Origin of the sequence: Pseudomonas sp. NFX98 (assembly GCF_047784845.1) — a bacterium.
GTDB lineage: Bacteria > Pseudomonadota > Gammaproteobacteria > Pseudomonadales > Pseudomonadaceae > Aquipseudomonas.
Genome location: NZ_JBLNNF010000007.1, coordinates 75657 through 94309, shown reverse-complemented (window position 1 = coordinate 94309; position 18653 = coordinate 75657). Strand labels below are relative to the sequence as shown.

At 60.5% G+C, this 18653-nt stretch carries 19 protein-coding genes and 1 pseudogene; 13 read left to right on the top strand and 7 right to left on the bottom strand.

Going from position 1 to position 18653, the window contains the following annotated elements; genetic code table 11:
• The first annotated feature begins 4 nt into the window (after positions 1-4).
• On the top strand, positions 5-643 hold the full coding sequence (maiA, locus tag ACM110_RS11130) for a maleylacetoacetate isomerase (RefSeq protein ID WP_416127810.1): 639 nt from the start codon (positions 5-7) through the stop codon (positions 641-643).
• A 95-nt stretch (positions 644-738) separates the two neighbouring features.
• On the opposite strand, the gene ACM110_RS11125 is transcribed toward maiA, so the two are convergent.
• The gene (locus tag ACM110_RS11125; RefSeq protein ID WP_416127809.1) at positions 739-1542 is read right to left on the bottom strand and encodes a SirB1 family protein; all 804 of its coding nucleotides are present in this window, start codon (positions 1540-1542) and stop codon (positions 739-741) included.
• Between the two features lie 182 nt (positions 1543-1724).
• On the opposite strand from ACM110_RS11125, the gene ACM110_RS11120 reads away from it, so the two are divergent.
• Positions 1725-2744 carry a Glu/Leu/Phe/Val dehydrogenase dimerization domain-containing protein gene (locus ACM110_RS11120; protein WP_416127808.1) on the top strand — a complete coding sequence of 340 codons (1020 nt, stop codon included), beginning with the start codon at positions 1725-1727 and terminating at the stop codon, positions 2742-2744.
• Positions 2745-2988: 244 nt separating this feature from the next.
• On the opposite strand, the pseudogene ACM110_RS11115 reads toward ACM110_RS11120, so the two are convergent.
• Positions 2989-3228 (bottom strand): annotated as a pseudogene (locus ACM110_RS11115) (YebG family protein); the annotation flags it as partial.
• A gap of 276 nt (positions 3229-3504) precedes the next feature.
• On the opposite strand from ACM110_RS11115, the gene ACM110_RS11110 reads away from it, so the two are divergent.
• On the top strand, positions 3505-4005 hold the full coding sequence (locus ACM110_RS11110; RefSeq protein ID WP_416127807.1) for a phosphate-starvation-inducible protein PsiE: 501 nt from the start codon (positions 3505-3507) through the stop codon (positions 4003-4005).
• Here ACM110_RS11110 and ACM110_RS11105 read toward each other — a convergent pair.
• Positions 4002-4319 (bottom strand): DUF3509 domain-containing protein, encoded by a 318-nt coding sequence (locus tag ACM110_RS11105; protein ID WP_416127806.1) that lies wholly within the window; start codon positions 4317-4319, stop codon positions 4002-4004. The genes ACM110_RS11110 and ACM110_RS11105 overlap by 4 nt on opposite strands.
• 245 nt (positions 4320-4564) lie before the next feature.
• Positions 4565-5941, bottom strand: coding sequence for an L-serine ammonia-lyase (locus ACM110_RS11100; RefSeq protein ID WP_416127805.1), 1377 nt, complete (start codon positions 5939-5941; stop codon positions 4565-4567).
• 135 nt (positions 5942-6076) lie between these two features.
• Between ACM110_RS11100 and ACM110_RS11095 the strand changes: the two genes are divergently transcribed.
• The 8 genes from ACM110_RS11095 (at position 6077) to ACM110_RS11060 (ending at position 14272) form a co-directional block, all read left to right on the top strand.
• A complete protein-coding gene (locus ACM110_RS11095) occupies positions 6077-7024 on the top strand; it encodes a LysR substrate-binding domain-containing protein (RefSeq protein WP_150703685.1) in 948 nt (315 codons plus the stop codon).
• A gap of 213 nt (positions 7025-7237) precedes the next feature.
• Positions 7238-7645, top strand: a complete 408-nt coding sequence (locus ACM110_RS11090; protein ID WP_338584800.1) for an HPF/RaiA family ribosome-associated protein — start codon at positions 7238-7240, stop codon at positions 7643-7645.
• Between the two features lie 216 nt (positions 7646-7861).
• Positions 7862-8167 (top strand): DUF3649 domain-containing protein, encoded by a 306-nt coding sequence (locus ACM110_RS11085; protein WP_416127804.1) that lies wholly within the window; start codon positions 7862-7864, stop codon positions 8165-8167.
• Positions 8164-9741: a PepSY-associated TM helix domain-containing protein gene (locus ACM110_RS11080; RefSeq protein WP_416127803.1), complete on the top strand. Its 1578-nt coding sequence runs from the start codon at positions 8164-8166 to the stop codon at positions 9739-9741. Before ACM110_RS11085 ends, ACM110_RS11080 begins: the two co-directional genes overlap by 4 nt.
• Complete coding sequence (locus ACM110_RS11075) at positions 9742-10068, top strand: DUF3325 domain-containing protein (protein WP_416127802.1); 327 nt, start codon at positions 9742-9744, stop codon at positions 10066-10068.
• A gap of 4 nt (positions 10069-10072) precedes the next feature.
• The gene (locus tag ACM110_RS11070) at positions 10073-10645 is read left to right on the top strand and encodes an RNA polymerase sigma factor (protein WP_416127801.1); all 573 of its coding nucleotides are present in this window, start codon (positions 10073-10075) and stop codon (positions 10643-10645) included.
• Entirely contained in the window at positions 10642-11631 is a 990-nt protein-coding gene (locus ACM110_RS11065; protein ID WP_416127800.1) for a FecR family protein, read from the top strand. Before ACM110_RS11070 ends, ACM110_RS11065 begins: the two co-directional genes overlap by 4 nt.
• A gap of 214 nt (positions 11632-11845) precedes the next feature.
• On the top strand, positions 11846-14272 hold the full coding sequence (locus ACM110_RS11060) for a TonB-dependent siderophore receptor (protein ID WP_416127799.1): 2427 nt from the start codon (positions 11846-11848) through the stop codon (positions 14270-14272).
• A 95-nt stretch (positions 14273-14367) separates the two neighbouring features.
• Here ACM110_RS11060 and ACM110_RS11055 read toward each other — a convergent pair whose 3' ends face one another.
• Positions 14368-15243, bottom strand: a complete 876-nt coding sequence (locus ACM110_RS11055; protein WP_416127798.1) for a helix-turn-helix domain-containing protein — start codon at positions 15241-15243, stop codon at positions 14368-14370.
• A gap of 138 nt (positions 15244-15381) precedes the next feature.
• Between ACM110_RS11055 and ACM110_RS11050 the strand changes: the two genes are divergently transcribed.
• Positions 15382-16284 carry a DMT family transporter gene (locus tag ACM110_RS11050; protein ID WP_416127797.1) on the top strand — a complete coding sequence of 301 codons (903 nt, stop codon included), beginning with the start codon at positions 15382-15384 and terminating at the stop codon, positions 16282-16284.
• A 51-nt stretch (positions 16285-16335) separates the two neighbouring features.
• On the opposite strand, the gene ACM110_RS11045 is transcribed toward ACM110_RS11050, so the two are convergent.
• Positions 16336-17310, bottom strand: a complete 975-nt coding sequence (locus ACM110_RS11045; protein WP_416127796.1) for a 2-hydroxyacid dehydrogenase — start codon at positions 17308-17310, stop codon at positions 16336-16338.
• Positions 17311-17475: 165 nt separating this feature from the next.
• Here ACM110_RS11045 and ACM110_RS11040 point away from each other — a divergent pair, with 165 nt between their 5' ends.
• A complete protein-coding gene (locus tag ACM110_RS11040) occupies positions 17476-17712 on the top strand; it encodes a hypothetical protein (RefSeq protein WP_338584813.1) in 237 nt (78 codons plus the stop codon).
• Positions 17713-17856: 144 nt separating this feature from the next.
• Here ACM110_RS11040 and ACM110_RS11035 read toward each other — a convergent pair whose 3' ends face one another.
• A complete protein-coding gene (locus ACM110_RS11035) occupies positions 17857-18606 on the bottom strand; it encodes a YkgJ family cysteine cluster protein (protein ID WP_416127795.1) in 750 nt (249 codons plus the stop codon).
• Between the last annotated feature and the right edge of the window lie 47 nt (positions 18607-18653).

Genomic DNA, 18653 nt, shown 5'->3' with positions numbered 1-18653 from the left:
GGTCATGGAGCTCTATACCTACTACCGATCAACTTCGTCTTACCGGGTGCGCATCGCGCTGGCGTTGAAGGGACTGGATTATCAGGCGCTGCCGATCAACCTGATCGCACCGCCCGGTGGCGAGCACCGCCAGCCGCCGTATCTGGCCATCAACCCGCAAGGTCGCGTGCCGGCCTTGCGCACCGATGAAGGCGGGTTGCTGGTCCAGTCACCGGCGATCATCGAGTACCTGGAGGAACGTTATCCACAGGTGCCGCTGCTGTCCAAAGACCTCGTTGCCCGCGCCCGCGAGCGTGGCGTGGCGGCGTTGATTGGTTGCGATGTGCATCCGTTGCACAACGTCAGCGTACTCAACCGGCTGCGGCAGTTGGGGCATGACGAAACGCAGGTAGTCGAGTGGATCGGCCACTGGATCAGCCAGGGGCTGGCGGCTGTGGAGCAGTTGATCGGTGATGAGGGCTTTTGCTTTGGCCCGCAACCGGGGATGGCGGATGTGTATCTGATTCCACAGTTGTACGCCGCTGAGCGCTTCAACATTTCCCTTGAGGCTTATCCACGGATTCGTCGAGTGGCGGAGTTGGCGATTGCGCATCCGGCGTTCATCAAGGCGCATCCGGCGAATCAGCCAGACACTCCCTTGTAGGAGCAAAGCTTGCTCGCGATGAACGATGACGCGGTATTCCTGATGGACCGCGTCGCCCCATCGCGGGCAAGCCTTGCTCCTACAAAGAGCGGTGGTTAATGGACGATGGAATTGGGCGGCAAATGCCCGAGTCGCTCCGTCAACCGAATCCTCTGGATCGGATCATCACTGAGCAGCAGCGCATGTTCCAGGTCGAAGCGCTCGGCATTGGGGCAATCCAACCGTTGATAGAGGCTGGCCCGGGCCAGGTAGTCGGCGGCGGTGCCATTGCCCAGTTCCAGCACGCGTTCGGCGTCCACCAGCGCACCGATGTAATCTTCGTTGGAAAGGTGCAACTGGCGCAGATTGCGCGACAGGCGTTGCAACATTTGCACGGGTTCGGCGGTGACCAGGTGTTCGGCGCTGAGCTTCAGGTTTGGGCCGTATTGGCGATGCAGCAGTTCCCGGCAATCGTTGGGATACAGACGCCGGCCACCGCACGGATCAAGCAGGTGATCGGCGCCCGGCACGCGCAGCAGAAAATGCCCTGGAAAATTGACCCCGACCAAGGGGATTTCCAGACATCTGGCCAGTTCCAGTGCAATCAGTCCCAGAGCCAGGGGTTGTCCGCGTCGGCGTTCCAGCACCTTGCTGAGCAACGCCACTTGCGGACGCAAGGGCGAGGAATCGTCCTGAGCAAATCCCAGGTCATTCATGCGCCGCAGCAGCGGTTGCGCCAGTTCGCTGACCGGCAACATCGGCAGGCTGCCACTGATCCGCTGTTGCAGCATCCTGAAATTTGCCAGCAGATCCTCGAAGTTCACCTCGCTGTCATGTTCGGCCGAAATCCATAGCGCCGCCTCGAACAGCGCGGGCGGTGAACGTTGCAGGCAGGCGAAAAACGATTGGCGCGGGGTCATCGAAATCTCCGGGCAATGCCTCGTTTTAGCCTCGTCTGCGCCATTCGTCCAGTGCCGCAACGGGTGGCCTCGGGTTATTTCCTAATGCCTGAATGGCCGCGTCGCTTATTCCGGTGCGCTTCTGCAATTTTTGAGCGCAAGCCTATACTGGCGACTACAAGAAGTGATTCGGGAGCCTTACGATGTTCGCTCTCATGCAAAGCACTCGCCTTGAATCGCTGCATCTGAGCGTTGACCCGGTCACCGGGTTGAAGGCGGTGATTGCCATTCATAACAGTCGCCTGGGGCCTGCCTTGGGTGGTTGTCGTTACCTTGCCTATCCCAGCGACGAGTCTGCGGTCGAGGATGCGGTGCGCCTGGCCCAGGGCATGAGCTACAAGGCCGCGCTGGCCGGTCTGGCCCAGGGCGGTGGGGTGGCGGTGATTATTCGCCCGATCCATGTGGCAAACCGTGCCGCGCTGTTCGAGGCTTTCGGGCGCTGCATCAATCAGCTCGACGGCCGTTACATCACCGCCATCGACAGCGGCACTTCGGTGGCGGACATGGATTGCATCGCCCAGCAGACCCAACACGTCACCAGCACCACTTCGGCGGGCGACCCTGCGCCGCACGCGGCGATGGGTGTGTTCACCGGTATTCGTGCGACGGCCATGGCTCGCCTGGGCAGCGATAATCTCGAAGGTTTGCGCGTGGCCATTCAGGGCCTGGGCAACGTTGGATTTTCGCTGGCAGAACAGCTGCACGCCGCCGGAGCCGAGTTGTTGGTCAGCGACATCGACCATGGCAAGGTGCAATTGGCCATGGAACAGCTCGGCGCTCATCCGATTGCCAACGATGCACTGCTCAGCACCCCTTGCGACATTCTTGCGCCCTGCGGTCTGGGCGGCGTGCTCAACAGCCATAGCGTGACGCAATTGCGCTGCTCGGCGGTGGCGGGCTCGGCGAACAACCAGTTGACCCATCTGGACGTCGCCGATCAACTGGAGCGACGGGGCATCTTGTATGCGCCGGATTACGTGATCAATGCCGGCGGGCTGATCTACGTTTCGCTCAAGCATCGTGGTGAAGAGCTGCCGACCATTACCGCGCATTTGTCGAAGATCAGTTCTCGACTCACTGAGGTCTTCGCCCACGCGCAGGCGGAAAAACGTTCACCGGCGCGTGTGGCCGATGAATTGGCGGAGAAGGTGTTGTATCGATAGATAGATCAAAAGATCGCAGCCTTCGGCAGCTCCTACAGGATGTACGCAATCCCCTGTAGGAGCTGCCGAAGGCTGCGATCTTTTGATCTGAAAATGAAAAAGGCCCTGAGCTATTCGACTCAGGGCCTATTCAATTCGGATGTCACTTTGCAGCTTTCGGTGCCTTGGCCGGTTTGGCTGGTGGCGTTGGTTCTTCGGCTTCAACCGCTTCAACCGTTTGCGCGACTTCAGCCGGCGCGGTCAGCAACTCGGACAGGGCGTCCGGTTGGCTCTTGAAGGCCTTGGCAAACACATCGCGGTTCTTCGCCATGTAGATCCCGGCTTCTTCCACTTGCTGCTCGGTCAAGGACGGAACGGCTTTTTGCAACACTTCAGCCAGCAGCTCGGCCAGTTCGAGCATTTTGTCATGACGGTCAGCTTCGGCTTTATCCATGAACAAGCGCTCCAGATCTCGGCTGCTGCGGTATACCACTTCGACGGCCATTCACCACCTCACATGCCTTCACATTGGTTGTCGGTTTCGACTACTGTATCTATATACAGCGAAAAGGATAAGCGAATCCCTTTGCTTTGGGTAGTGGCTTTTTAATGTAGTCCGGATTCAGGGTTTGTCAGGCCGGGAGCACGGCAGGTGCGACCAAACGCCACGGAGCGTAATTTACAGCGGCTCGCCATCATGGGGTGGCCTTTTTTCTGCATGCAGAAAACCGTCACGTCCAACCCGCATTATCCGGTCGAGCCGACCTAAGGAAGCATCATCGTGAAAATCAACTGGGCCGAAAAGCTGCGGCAGAACGTGCATGAACTGGCCGAGTCCCTGGGCAACCTGTTCGTCGAGACCTTTCACTACCTGGCGCTGTTCGCCATCGGTGCCGTGACCGCGTGGGCGGCGGTGATGGAGTTTCTGGGGATGCTCGAACAGGGGCACATCAAGATCGATGACATCTTGCTGCTGTTCATCTATCTGGAACTGGGGGCGATGGTCGGGATTTACTTCAAGACCAACCATATGCCGGTGCGCTTCCTGATCTACGTGGCGATCACCGCGTTGACGCGCCTGCTGATTTCCAATGTCTCCCACCACAATCCGCCAGACCTGGGGATCATCTACCTGTGCGGCGGGATTCTGCTGTTGGCGTTTGCGATCCTGGTGGTGCGTTACGCTTCGTCGCAATTTCCGTCAGTGAAGATTGAAAACCCGCACCGTAAGATCGGCGCGGGTTCCAGTGAACATCCGGAAGTGGAGAAGGGCGAGCTTTAAAGCCCCATGGCGGGGCGAGGGCGCCCTTTGGCTTTTGGTGGCGGCAGGCTGCGCGCGCCGCCAGCGGTCATGGATTCGAGGATGGCCACCGCGCTGTGGCCCTGTTCGATGGCAATGCCGAACTGAATGCTCTGCACCAGTCGTTTGAGGCGCTCAGGGTCGTTGCGTTGTTCGGCGCTGATCATGCGCTTTGCGACTACGCGGCCACTGTTGGACAGGGTCAACATGATGCTGCCGTCCAGACCCTGAATGCTCAGGTTGATTTGATAATCCGCTGCAAAGGTATCGGTAATGAGCTGAAAGGGGTTGTCCATGATGCGTCACCGCCTGATTGAACGTGCAGTTGTTGACCGGCCGTGATCGGGTTGGTTCGCAACGCCGGACCACCGGCCATTCACGGGCCATATCGCCATCATTGTTCCAACAGGGATGTAGCAAGGGGCATGCCGACTAAATTGTCGGACAATGATCACAGGCAAAAAGAAGGCGGGCACCTTGGCCCGCCTTCTTTTTGCCTGCCCGTTTCAGGGCAATAAAACCCGACGTGCCTCCAAAGCGATCAGCATTCCACCCAGTTGACCGCCAGGCCGCCCCGTGAGGTCTCTTTGTATTTGTCGTGCATGTCGGCGCCGGTGTCACGCATGGTGCGGATCACCCGGTCCAGGGAAATGAAGTGTTTGCCGTCGCCGCGCAGGGCCATTTGCGTGGCGTTGATCGCCTTCACCGCCGCAATCGCATTGCGCTCGATGCACGGCACTTGCACCAGTCCGCCCACCGGATCGCAGGTCAGGCCCAGGTTGTGTTCGAGGCCGATTTCAGCGGCGTTTTCCAATTGCTCCGGTGTGGCGCCCAACACCTCTGCCAGACCAGCGGCTGCCATGGCGCAGGCCGAGCCGACTTCGCCCTGACAGCCGACTTCGGCCCCTGAAATCGAAGCGTTTTTCTTGCACAGAATGCCGACCGCCGCCGCGCCCAGAAAGAACGCGACAACGTCATCGTCCGACGCGTCCGGGTTGAATTTCATGTAGTAGTGCAGGACCGCCGGAATGATCCCCGCCGCGCCGTTGGTCGGGGCGGTGACCATGCGCCCGCCGGCGGCATTTTCTTCGTTCACGGCGAGGGCGAACAGGTTGACCCATTCCATGGCCGAGAGGGTCGAGGTGATGACATTCGGCTTGCCGATTTCCAGCAGGCTGCGGTGCAATTTCGCTGCGCGACGCGGCACATTCAGACCACCGGGCAGAATGCCTTCGTGGTGCAAGCCTTGCTCGACACACTCGCGCATCACCGACCAGATATGCAGCAAGCCCTGACGGATCTCGGCGTCACTGCGCCAGGCCCGCTCGTTGGCCATCATCAACTCGGAAATCCGCAGACCGTGCTGGTTACAGAGCTGGAGCAATTCGACAGCGCTGGAGAAATCGTACGGCAACACCACGTCGCTGTCGGGAGCAACACCGGACTCGGCCTCGGCCGCTTCGATGATGAAACCGCCGCCCACCGAGTAGTACGTTTGCTCGAACAGCTCGCCGGTTTCGCCGAAAGCTGTCAAAGACATTGCGTTCGGGTGGTAGGGCAGACTCTCGTCGAGCAGCAGGAGATCGCGTTTCCAGTCGAAGGCAATCGTCACTTGGCCCGCGAGCGATAGCTCACCGGTTTCGCGCAGGGTGTGAATTCGGCTGTCGATGGTGGTGGGGTCGATTCGGTCCGGCCACTCGCCCATCAACCCCATGACGCAGGCGCGGTCGGTGGCGTGACCGACGCCGGTTGCCGACAGGGAGCCGTAGAGGCGGATCTCCACGCGGCGCACATCGTTCAGCAAAGCCTGATCGATCAACGCTTGGGCGAAGGTCGCCGCCGCGCGCATCGGACCAACGGTATGGGAGCTGGACGGGCCGATGCCGACTTTGAAGAGATCGAAAACACTGATAGCCATGCTAAAGCCTATTCCTGAAATGGAAGATGAATCGCTGCCATTTTTGTAGGACAAGCGCACTTTCAGCGATACTGCCTCCCTAGGTCCTACGTGACCAACGAAACTTCCTAAGACAGCCTTTAGCAGGACTAAACGATGAGTCGTCAATTGCACGCCCAGACCTACGTGTGGCTGCAGGTGTTTTCCTGCGCTGCCCGGCACTTGTCGTTCACCCGCTGCGCCGAAGAACTGCACATCACACCGGGGGCGGTCAGTCAGCAGATCCGGCAATTGGAAGAGCGCTTGGGTTTTCGCCTGTTTCATCGGCGTGCACGGGGCGTGGAGTTGAGCGCCGAAGGCCAGCGACTGGCCATCACGGTCAATGAGGCCTACGGCAGCATCGATGCGGAATTGCGCCGACTGGACGCCGGCATGATCAGCGGGACCCTGCGGGTGCGTTCGATTCCGTCGTTCCTCAGCAAATGGCTGACCCCGCGTTTGCCGCGGTTGCAGCAGCGCTTTCCGGACATCCAGTTGCGCTTGGTGGCCGAGGACAGCAGCGTGCCGTTGCATGAGGGCGACTTTGATCTGGCCATCGACTTGAACGATGGCAGCTACCCTGGATTGTTATCCACAGCCTTGCTCGATGAGCAGATTTTTCCGGTGTGCGCGCCGAGCCTGCTACGCGGACGTCCGCCGCTGCATGGCCCTGCCGACTTGATGCATTTCCCGCTGCTGCACGACATCACCGCCTGGCGTGGCAGTTACGAATATGCGGAATGGGAGTTCTATCTCAATGCGATCGGCTTCGAAGGCGCGGATGTGCGGCGCGGGCACACGTTCAATCGCAATCACCTGACGATCGAAGCGGCCATTGCCGGGATGGGCGTTGCGATTGCACGGCGCACGCTGTTGAACGATGAGCTGGAGCGCGGTGCGCTGATCGTGCCGTTTGGCCTGACCGTGCCCAATCACAAGCGCTACATGGTGCTTTATGCGCCGGGTGCGCTGAGCCATCCGGGCGTGCGTGCGGTGCATGACTGGCTGGTGGAAGAGGCGGGGATTTTTCGTGGCTTGCACCCGCTGGGGGAGCGGCAAATGTGAGTAATTATTACGTAAGAGCGGGGCGACTCAACTCCCGACCTTAACAGCGCTTTTGCCGGTTGTCCGGTTTTTTTGCGATTACAAATTTATCTTTTTTTAGGGGTTGAATTGTTCAGCGTACAGACCGATTGTGTAAGTAAGAGGTCACGGTGATGACGCCCAAGGGCTTAGCTGACCGGCCTCTCGCGAGCTAGCTGAAATAAGGGATGAACTATGCAAATCCAAGTCAATAGCGATAACCATATTCAAAGCAGCATCCGACTGGAGGAGTGGGTACGTACTACCATTGAGAGCACGCTCGAACGATACGAAGAGGACCTGACACGCGTCGAGGTTCACCTGCGGGACGAGAACGGCGACAAGCCCGGACCACACGATTTGCGCTGCCAGCTGGAAGCGCGGCCAAAAGGCCACCAACCGATTTCCGTGACCCATAAAGCCGATAGCCTGGAACTGGCGATCGACGGTGCGGCCACCAAACTTGAACATGCGCTGGAGCATATGTTCGGCAAATTACGCGGCAAACGAGCCAATGTGGTGCCCATCGAAAGTGGCGCCCATGCCGATACGCTGCTGGAAGAAGAATTTCTGGAAAACGAACAGGCTGCGCTCAACGGCTGACAGCTGATCCAACTCTTAACCTTCCCATTAAAAACGGGCCTGCGAATGCAGGCCCGTTTTGCTTTGTGGTGAAGGTGAAAACTTGAGGGAAAGCGGTTAGCGGCGATTGTCTTGGCAAGCCAATCTCATTCGGCAGCTTTGCGTATGAGAATATTTATCATTAATATTGCGCTTTGCTGGCCTCGCACGTGGGCCCACCCGTTTTCCAGGTCCTTCATGAAAGCCAAAAGCCCCACGCTCCCCGTTTCCTATCGACTGGCGGTCACTTCGCGAGTGCTTGCCGCTGTGTTCGGTGGTTATGGGGTCACGGCGCTGGCGAGTGTCTGCCTGACGCTGTGGGTGCCTGTGGCCCGCGCCGAGGCGGTAGTGACCGGAATGACCAGTTCCTTCGTGATCTATCTGCTGGCGGTGATCTGGTGCTTTGCCTGTCGAACGGCATGGCGGGCGTGGTTCGGGTTGATTCTGGCAAGCCTGTTTTTGGCGGCGCTGGCCGGGCTGGCATACTGGATGGGGCTGTCATGAAAGAGGGCTTTCGCCAGGCCATGGCCTGGTTGCACACCTGGGCCGGTTTGACTTTCGGCTGGTTGCTTTTTGCGATTTTCCTGACCGGCACGCTGGCTTACTTCAAGGACGAGACCAGTCACTGGATGCAGCCGGAAATCCCCGCGCGTTCGGTGTCATCCGAAGCCAGTCTGACGCTGGCCCAGGCGTATCTTCAGCAGCACGCCTCCGGCGCTTCGCGCTGGCTCATCGAGCTGCCCGATGCCCGTGAACCCGCGCTTTCAGTGCGCTGGCAACAGGCGCCGGCCAAACCCGGTGAACGCGGGCAACTCACGGCACAACTGCTCGACCCGCAAACCGGCAATGAAGTCCAGGCCCGGGACACCCAGGGCGGCGAGTTCTTCTACCGTTTCCACTTCCAGTTGCAAATGCCCTATCCGTGGGGGCGTTGGCTGTCGACCATCGCGGCCATGGTGATGTTCGTCGCGCTGATCAGCGGGATTATCACCCACAAGAAAATCTTCAAGGACTTCTTCACCTTCCGCCCGCGCAAGGGCCAGCGCTCCTGGCTCGACGGGCATAACGCGGTGGGTGTGCTGGTGTTGCCGTTTCACCTGATGATCACCTACAGCAGCCTGGTGATTTTCATGAGCATGGTGATGCCGGCGAGCATCCTGGCGGCGTACAAAGGTGACGTGCAGGCGTTCTTCAGCGACGTGTTTCCAGCCGCCAATACGGCGAAAGCCGCTGGTCAACCGACGCCGTTACTGCCCTTGGCAACGCTGCTGGAAAAGGCCCGCGAGCAATGGTCGGGTGGAGAGGTCGGGCGCTTGACGGTGAACAATCCGGGCGATGCGAACGCCTCGGTGGTGTTGGCTCGCAGTGGCGCGGACCGCGTGGTGCATGACTTCGGCAGTGCCGTGACGTTCAACGGCGTGACCGGGCAGCTACTCGCGGCGACTCAGGCTCAACCGTTGCCAATGGCCATTGCCGGCAGTTTCTACGGTTTGCACATGGGCCATTTCGCCGGCCCGCTGTTGCGCTGGTTGTACTTTGTCTGCGGGTTGGCGAGTACGGCGATGATCGGCACCGGGCTGGTGATCTGGCTCGGCAAGCGCCAACTCAAACATGCCAAGAGCGGCGTGATGCCCTTCGAATTGCGCCTGGTGGAAGTGCTGAATATTGCCAGCATGTCAGGCCTGGTCGTGGCGGTGGCGGCGTTCTTCTGGGCCAACCGTTTGTTGCCGCTCGGCATGGCCGAGCGGGCCGGTTGGGAGGTCAACAGCTTCTTCATCGTCTGGGGGATTAGCCTGCTGCATGCCATGGTCCGCCGAGGTCGTGCGGCGTGGGTGGAACAATTGGCGCTGGCCGCGTTGCTGTTTGGCACGGTGCCGTTGCTCAACGCGCTGACCACGCCTTATCACCTCGGCGTCACGCTGTTGCAGGGCGATTGGGCCATGGCCGGTTTCGACCTCGCGTGCCTGGGCAGCGGCGTGTTTCTCGCTTGGGCTGCCTGGAAAATGCAGCGCGCCGGAAAGACCGAAGTCGTCCGGCAACGCGCCCAATCGATCAAACTTGAGCAAGAGGCAAACTGAATGTTGTTGGCCTGCTTGCTGTGTTACGCCGGTTTCACCGCGCTGTGTTTGTCCATGGATCGTCACCACACCGAGTTGCTGGGGCGCAAGCCGACGCTGGTCATGCGTCGACGGATGAAGCTCGCGGGATGGTTGCTGCTGGCCGTTTCGCTGTGGGCGGCGGTGTCGACCACAGGCTGGGCGCTGGGTCTGGTGGAGTGGTTTGCGGTGTTGATGCTCAGTGGCTTGTCGCTGGTCATGCTGATGCCGTATCGCCCGCGCCTGGCGTTGGCGTTGGCCGGGATCAGCCTGCTGGCCAGCCCGCTTGCTGCGTTTGCGCAGTATTGAATCGATGATCAACCGTCCAGCCGAACCCGGTGATACCGAGCGCGATGAACCGCGCGGCGACCGTGCGCATTTTCTTCAGGTGTTCCTCTCGCAACGTTCGCAAATGGAAGCGCTGGTGAATCGGCGCGTCGGGTGCCGGGCGACCGCGGCGGACCTGGTGCAGGACTTGTTCCTGCGATTCTGGCGACGGCCGCTGGTGCAGGTCGAGGAACTCAGCACCTATCTGCTGCGATGCGCCGGCAACATTGCCATCGACCATTTGCGCAGTGAGGGCTCGCGGGTGCGGGCAAGCGAAGGCTTGATGACGGAGCCGTCGGACAGCGTGGGTGGCGAACCGCAAGCTGCGCTGGAAGCAGGTAACGATTTGCGCCACGTCGAAGCGGCGTTACGCGCATTGCCCGAACGCACGCGGCAGATCTTTTTGCTCAACCGCATCCATGGTCGCAAGTACTCCGAGATCGCCAAGGCCATGGGCCTGTCCCAAAGTGCCGTGGAAAAACATATGATGCGCGCGCTCGAGGCCTGCAAGGCCAGCCTGCGGGAACCGCAACCGCGTACGCCAGGGAAAGCACCGTGAACAACTTTCAATCCGTCACCCCGACGCCCGCTCAGGAACAGGCCGCGCTGGCCTGGCTGAGTCTGTTGCATGACCAGCCGAGCAGCGGTGATCAGGCCACTTTCAGCCAATGGCTGAAGGCCGACCCCGCCCACGCCGAAGCGTATGCCCGTGCGCAAGTGCTATGGGAGTTGAGTGAAGTACCGGCGCGCACCCTGGCCGAGGAAGACGCCTTCGCTCTGCAGGGTTATCTCAATGCCATGAACCGCTCGCGGCGTAGCAGCGTTCGACGTTGGTCCGGCGCACTGGCCGTGGCCGCTTGTTTGCTGCTGATGATCAGCCTCGGCAACGGGTTTCAGCCGTTGCGCTGGATCGATGATCTGGGCGCCGATTATGTGTCGGCACCGGGAGAAATCCGCACCGTTACGCTGGCCGACAAATCCCAAGTTACCCTTGATGCCGACAGCGCCATTGCCGTGGATTTCAGCGGTGGTGAACGGCATGTGCAGGTGCGTCGCGGTGCCGGTTTTTTCAGCGTGACCCACACCGGCGAGCCGTTTGTGGTTGATGCGGAAAAGGGTCAGGCGCGGGTGCTCGGCACGCAGTTCGAAGTGCGCCTGCAACCCCACGGCGCGCAGGTCACGGTGTTGTCCGGGCGGGTGGGTGTGACGGCGGACAAAAACGCCGGGCAGCAAATTCTCACGGCGGGCCAGCAAGTGGCGTACGGCAATGGCTCGGCGGAAAAACTGCACGCGGCGGACAGTGAAGCGCAACTGGCGTGGCGCCAGGGTTGGCTCAATTACTACAAGGCGACGCTGGCCGATGTGGTGCAGGACCTGGGGCGTTACTACCCGGGGCGGATCGTGTTGCTCAACGATGAGCTGGCTCAGCGGCGGGTCAGCGGCAGTTTTCCGAGCAAGAACCCGCAAGCGGTGTTGAGTTCGTTGCAGGGTGTTTTGGGGTTTGAGCAGCATCAGGTTTTGGGGCATCTGATTATTTTGCGCTGAACCAAAATCAAAAGATCGTCCGAACGCGGCCCGAGCCTTCGGCAGCTCCTACAGGGAAATCGCGACCCAATGTAGGAGCTGCCGAAGGCTGCGATCTTTTGATCTTCATAAAATATTTTCAACTTTCTGCTGAGGTAAAACCGAACGCCATCCGTGTAGTGACTGAAACTGCGAGTCATTCGCATCCGCTGCGGTTCTACACAGGTCATGAGTCATGAAGTCCAGGGCAAAATCGGGTTCGGTCAAACAATGGTTGGGTGTTTCTGCGTTGAGTTTTTCGGCGTTGGCGTTGCTGCCGCTGAGCGTGGCGATGGCTGCGCAAACCAGTGCCCAGCAACAGACGCAATTCAGCTTTTCGATGGCCGCCAAACCGCTGCCCCAGGCCCTGAGCGACTTCAGCCGCACCACCGGCATCAGCGTGGTCTACACCGATGAAGCGCCCTATGGCATCACCGCACCCTCCGTCAGTGGCCAGTTGAGTGCAGAGCAGGCGTTGCAGCGTTTGCTCAGCGGTTCCGGTTTCACTTTCCGCCGTACCGACGGCCACACGATGGTGCTGGAGCCGCTGCCCACCGAAGGCGCGTTGAACCTGGGCGCGACCACCATTACTTCCATGATGGACGAGTCCACCAGCTACCAGCCGCCGCCCACCAGTTCGGTGATGCGCAGCTCGGCACCGCTTCAGGAAATTCCGCAGACCGTCAACGTGGTCGCGGCCCAGGTCATTCGCGATCAGGCGCCGCGCAATCTCGATGACGCCCTGGCCAACGTCAGCGGCATCACTCAAGGCAATACGCTGGGCAGCACTCAGGATTCGGTGATGACTCGCGGCTTCGGCGACAACCGCAACGGCTCGATCATGCGCGACGGCATGCCGATCGTGCAGGGCCGTGGCATGAACGCCACGGTGGACCGGGTCGAAGTGCTCAAGGGACCGGCCTCGCTGCTCTACGGCATTCAAGACCCGGGCGGTGTGGTGAACATGGTCAGCAAGAAGCCGGAGCTTGAGCAATACAACGCGTTGACGGCGCGCGGCTCGACCTATGGCGATGGCAAGAACGGCAGCGGCGGCACCTTCGACAGCACCGGTGCGCTGGGTGATACCGAATTGGCTTATCGCATGGTGGTGGACCACGAAGACGAAGATTACTGGCGCAACTACGGCGTGCATCGCGAAACCCTGGTCGCCCCGTCGCTGGCCTGGTTCGGCGAAAGCACCAAGCTGTTGTTCGCCTACGAACACCGTGAATTCCTGACCCCGTTCGACCGGGGCACGATCATCGATCCGCGCGACAACCACCCGCTGGACATCTCCCGTGATCGTCGGCTCGACGAGCCTTTCAACAACATGGAAGGGCGTTCGGACCTGTATCACTTCGAGGCCGATCACGAGCTCAACGACAACTGGAAAGCCCACTTCGGCTACAGCTGGAACCGCGAAACCTACGATGCCAGCCAGGTCCGCGTGACCGCCATCGACACCAGGAAAGGCACGCTGACCCGCAGCATGGACGGCACGCAGGACGCGATCAGCACCGACCGTTTCACCACGCTGAGCCTTGAAGGCAATGTCGATGTTGCGGGCATGCGTCATGACCTGGTGTTCGGCATCGATGACGAGTACCGCAAGATTTACCGCGAAGACCTGATCCGCCAGAAAAGCCTGACCACCTTCAGCTACCTCAATCCGGTTTACGGCCGTGAAGTGCCAGGCTCCACTGTCAGCCCGGCCGACAGCGCCCAGACCGATAAACTGCGCAGCGACTCGGTGTTTTTGCAGGACTCGATCCACCTCACCGACAAATGGATTTTCGTGGCGGGCGGGCGTTTCCAGGCGTACGACCAGTACGCCGGCAAAGGCGTGCCGTTCCATGCCAACACCGACAGCAACGGGCAGAAATGGGTGCCGCGCGCTGGCCTCGTTTACCGCTATACCGACGAACTGTCGTTCTACGGCAGCTACACCGAATCGTTCAAACCCAACTCGACCATCGCGCCATTGAGCGGCAGCACCGTCGTGCTCGACGGCAGTGTCGCGCCGGAAGAAGCCAAGTCCTGGGAAATCGGCGCCAAGCTTGATTTGCCGGGGCGCGTGACGGGTAACGTCGCCCTGTTCGACATCAAGAAACGCAACGTGCTGATCGCCAACTCCGAAGGTCCGGTGACGATCTACAGCGCCGCCGGCGAAGTGCGTTCCCGTGGCCTGGAAGTGGATTTGAGCGGCCAGCTCAGCGACCGCTGGAGCATGATCGGCAGCTACGCCTACACCGATGCCGAAGTCACTGAAGACCCGGATTACAAAGGCAAGAAACTGCAAAACGTGGCGAAGAACAGCGGCTCACTGTCGGCGGTGTATGACTTCGGCAGGATCATCGGTGGCGATCAATTGCGAGTCGGTGCGGGTGCGCGTTACGTCGGCGAGCGGGCGGGTAATGCGGTAAACGATTTCGAGCTGCCGAGCTACACCGTTGCCGATGCGTTCGCCACCTACGACACGCAACTCGACGGGCAGAAGGTCAAGTTCCAGCTCAACGTGAAGAACCTGTTCGATCGCACGTACTACACATCGGCGGCGAGCCGGTTCTTTGTGTCGATGGGGGATTCGCGGCAGGTGACGTTGTCCAGCACTTTGGAATTTTGAGGCGAAAGCTAAAAGATCGCAGCCTTCGGCAGCTCCTACATGAGATTGCGTTCTCCTGTAGGAGCTGCCGAAGGCTGCGATCTTTTGATCTTGTTTTACCGCAAAAACGCCTGCCGGTATTCCCCAGGCGTCCCACCCAACGTCTGCCGAAACCGATTGGTAAAGTGACTGGCACTGGCAAACCCGCACGCCAACGCAATCTCCCCCAACGGCTGCGCAGTCGAGCGCAACAATTCCCGTGCCCGATTCAGGCGTCGCGCCAGCACATATTGATGCGGCGGCAAACCGAAGCTCTCACGGAACATCCGCGCAAAGTGGTATTCCGACAGCGCACACAGCGCCGCCAGTTGCCCCAGGCTGATGGCTTCGGCCAGATGACTGTCGATGTAGTCCACCAACAACCGCCGTTGATGCGCGGCCAAACCACCCTTGAGGCGCAAGTTCGGGCGCACGCTGACCTGGCTGAGCAGGGCATGGCCGAGTATCTCGTGGGCCAGGCTGCTGGTGAGCAAACGTTCGCCCGGTTCGTCCCAGTTGAGGGTGATCAACTGGCGAAAACGCACGGCCTGCTGCGGATCATCGAGGAAGGTTTGCTCGCGCAATTGCAATTCACGCGGTTCGCGATCGAGCAGGGTGACGCAGCCGAGGGCAAATTGTTCGGGGCTGAAATACAGGTGCGCGAGGCGGATGTCGCCGTTGATCACCCAGCCGGACTGATGGTCGGCGGGCAGGACGCACAGCTTGTCGGGGCCACCCTTGGTGCCGGGTTGATCGCGGCGAAAAGTGCCGGTGCCGCCGGCGATATAGCACGACAGCGTGTGATGGCTCGGCGCTTCGTAATCCTGGGCGTCGTGGTGATTGCTCCACAAGGCTGCGGACAAGCCGTCACCGAGCTCGGCGCTGTGCTCAAGGCGAGCATTCGGCGAGCGGTTGAGGGCTTGAAAGACTTGCAGGGTATCCAGTGCGGCCATGATCGGTTCTCTCCAACGCCTTGCATCCTACTCCGTAGACCTGCGCCTGCCAGCCCGTCGTGCGACAAAAGCGCAAGTTTATGCAAGTGCGCCAGGGCGCGGCGCAGGACACTGGGCACCTATCGAGGAGCCTTTGTCATGAACCTGTCTTTGTACCTGCTGACCGTGCTGATCTGGGGCACCACCTGGATTGCCCTGAAATGGCAACTGGGCGTGGTGGCGATTCCCGTGTCGATCGTCTACCGCTTCGGCCTTGCCGCGTTGGTGCTGTTCGTCATGTTGCTGCTCACCCGGAAGCTTCAAGTGATGAACCGTCGCGGGCATTTGATCTGCCTGGCGCAGGGGCTGTGCCTGTTCTGCATCAACTTCATGTGTTTCCTGACGGCGAGTCAGTGGATCCCCAGCGGTCTTGTGGCCGTGGTGTTTTCCACCGCGACACTGTGGAACGCGCTCAATGCGCGGGTGTTCTTCGGCCAGAAAATCGCCCGCAATGTGTTGATGGGTGGTGCGTTGGGCTTGCTCGGGCTGGGTCTGTTGTTCTGGCCGGAACTCGCGGGCCACACCGCCAGCCCGGAAACCTTGCTCGGCTTGGGCCTGGCGCTGCTCGGCACCTTGTGTTTCTCGGCGGGCAACATGCTGTCGAGCCTGCAACAGAAAGCCGGGCTCAAGCCGCTGACGACCAACGCCTGGGGCATGGCTTACGGCGCGGCAATGTTGTCGGTGTGGTGCCTGGTCAAAGGCATTCCGTTCGATATGGAATGGAATGCGCGCTACATCGGCTCGCTGCTGTATCTGGTGATTCCAGGCTCGGTGATCGGGTTCACCGCTTACCTGACGCTGGTCGGTCGCATGGGGCCGGAGCGTGCGGCGTATTGCACCGTGCTGTTCCCGGTGGTGGCGTTGAATGTCTCGGCGTTCGCCGAGGGCTATCAGTGGACCGCGCCGGCACTCGCAGGGTTGGTGATGGTGATGCTGGGGAACGTGCTGGTGTTCCGCAAACCCAAGGCACCGCTGGTGCAGGGCAACGGCAAGTTGGCCTGAAGCAATCTGCGAATAAACGGGCAGGCGTGTCTGGCGCCTGCCCGTTTTACTTTAGCCCTTCCAGACTTGCGGGTTGACCAGATCCTGTGGTCGTTCACCCAGCAAGGCGCTGCGCAGGTTGGCCAGGGCACGGTTGGCCATCGCTTCGCGAGTCTCGTTAGTGGCCGAGCCGATGTGCGGCAAGGTCACGGCGTTTTTCAGCTGGAACAACGGCGACTCGGCCAGCGGCTCTTTTTCGTAGACATCCAGCCCGGCGCCGCGAATGCGGTTGTTTTGCAGTGCGTCGATCAGTGCGGGCTCGTCCACCACCGGACCACGGGAAATGTTCACCAGGATCGCGCTCGACTTCATCAGCGCCAGTTCGCGGTGGCTGATCAGGTGTTTGGTGTTCTCGCTGAGCGGCACCACCAGGCACACGAAGTCGGCTTCGGCCAGCAGTTCATCGAGGCTGCGGAATTGCGCGCCGAGTTCCTGCTCCAGCTCAGTCTTGCGGCTGTTGCCGCTGTAGAGGACCGGCATGTTGAAACCCAGGCGACCACGGCGGGCAATGGCGGCGCCGATGTTGCCCATGCCGACGATGCCCAGGGTCTTGCCGTGCACATCGCAACCGAACAGCTGCGCGCCGACGGTGGCTTGCCATTGGCCGGCCTTGGTCCAGGCATCCAGCTCGGCGACGCGGCGGGCGCTGCTCATGAGCAGGGCGAAGGCCAGGTCGGCGGTGCTTTCGGTGAGCACGTCCGGGGTGTTGGTGAGCATGATCCCGCGTTCGTTGAAGTACGCGACGTCATAGTTGTCGTAGCCCACCGAGACACTGGACACCACTTCCAGCTTGGCGGCGTTCTCCAGTTGCGCACGACCGAGCTTGCGGCCGACACCGATCAAGCCGTGGGCGTGGGGCAGGGCGTCGTTGAACTGGGCGTTGATGTCGCCGTTTTTCGGATTCGGCACGATGACGTCGAAGTCTTGTTGCAGGCGTTCGACCATCTCAGGCGTGACGCGACTGAAGGCGAGGACGGTTTTTTTCATGGATGCAGGCTCGTCGGGCGGAGGAGAATGCTGAGCACGCTAACATTCTTCCCTTGATTTGTGCGAGTCGCTTAACAGCAGCTAGCCGCGCTTCATCCAGTTATACTGGCGCCTTTCGCGGCTCGCTGACCGGGCCCGACACTTTGCGCATCACCCGGAGCTTTCATGACTTCCCCGATACAACCGCCGGTCGCCGACGATTTGAGCGACAACGTCGACGCCAGTGCCGACAGCGAAACCAAAGCCGAAATCCCGGCGTTCAAGTTCCCGTTCAAACCGGGTGAGCTGGCGTCCGCCAAGGGTTCGAACCAGCCGTGGTACAAGAACGGCGCCAAGAATGGCCACACCAAGACCCCAGGCATGGCGCCTCCGGGGACGCGGCGGTCGATGGGTAAGCGCTAAGTTTCAGGCCTTGCGTCGCTCAATCTGCCGCCATCGCGAGCAAGCTCGCTCCCACATGTGATCGCATTCTCATGAAAGAACGCATCACCCTGTGGGAGCGAGCTTGCTCGCGATTAGGCCATTACAGGCGATGAATCCTTTGGATCAAGCCGCCCGCAACGGAATAAACGCATAGTTCGCTGGCGCTTCTGTCGTCACGAGCGCCCCGGCTGCAACAACCTGCCCGGCAATGTCCTCACTCGACACATGGAACTGCCACTCACTGCTCCACTCCGGCAACGTCTGCCCGGTCAGTTCGTCGATGATCGTGGCGAACTCGTTCATGTCCGGTAGATAAGCGGTGAACCCGTCGCCTTTCAGCGCTGCCGTGCGGAACCCCAGCAACGCGCAAATGGCGTCTTTCATCTGGATGTCATCGCGATCCGCCTGACGAGAGCGCTGGATCAACTCCGACAGCTCACGGTCGACCAATTCACCACCGACGATCAGGTCCGGCCCTTTTTCCCAAGACTCGGGCGGGCATTCCTTCACGGCAGTGTTCAGCGGAATGTGTGGATTGATTTCCATCGGATAAATACGGCACACCAGCGGCCGGCGTTCGTAGATGCGGCAGAGGTTGTCTTCGTCAAGATTACGGCAGGGGCCGACGTTGTAGGCGGCGAAGGTGATGGCGACGTAAGCCTCGGCGTCGGCGCTGCGAACCACCGCCGAACGACGTTCGGCGTGTTCCCGTTGTTGCACCGGCAGGCCCAGGCCGTTGCTCAGGAAGGCTTCCACCAGCACGATCACCTGACCGCCGTCGGCGGCCCACATGCGGGCTTCGGGGAGGGTCAGGGGCACATGGTGATCATTGCAGCATTTGCCGCAGCCTACGCAGGAAAACGTCGTATTCATTGAGCGGTCAGTCGCATCCGAGAGCATGAAACGGCGACAGAATGCCG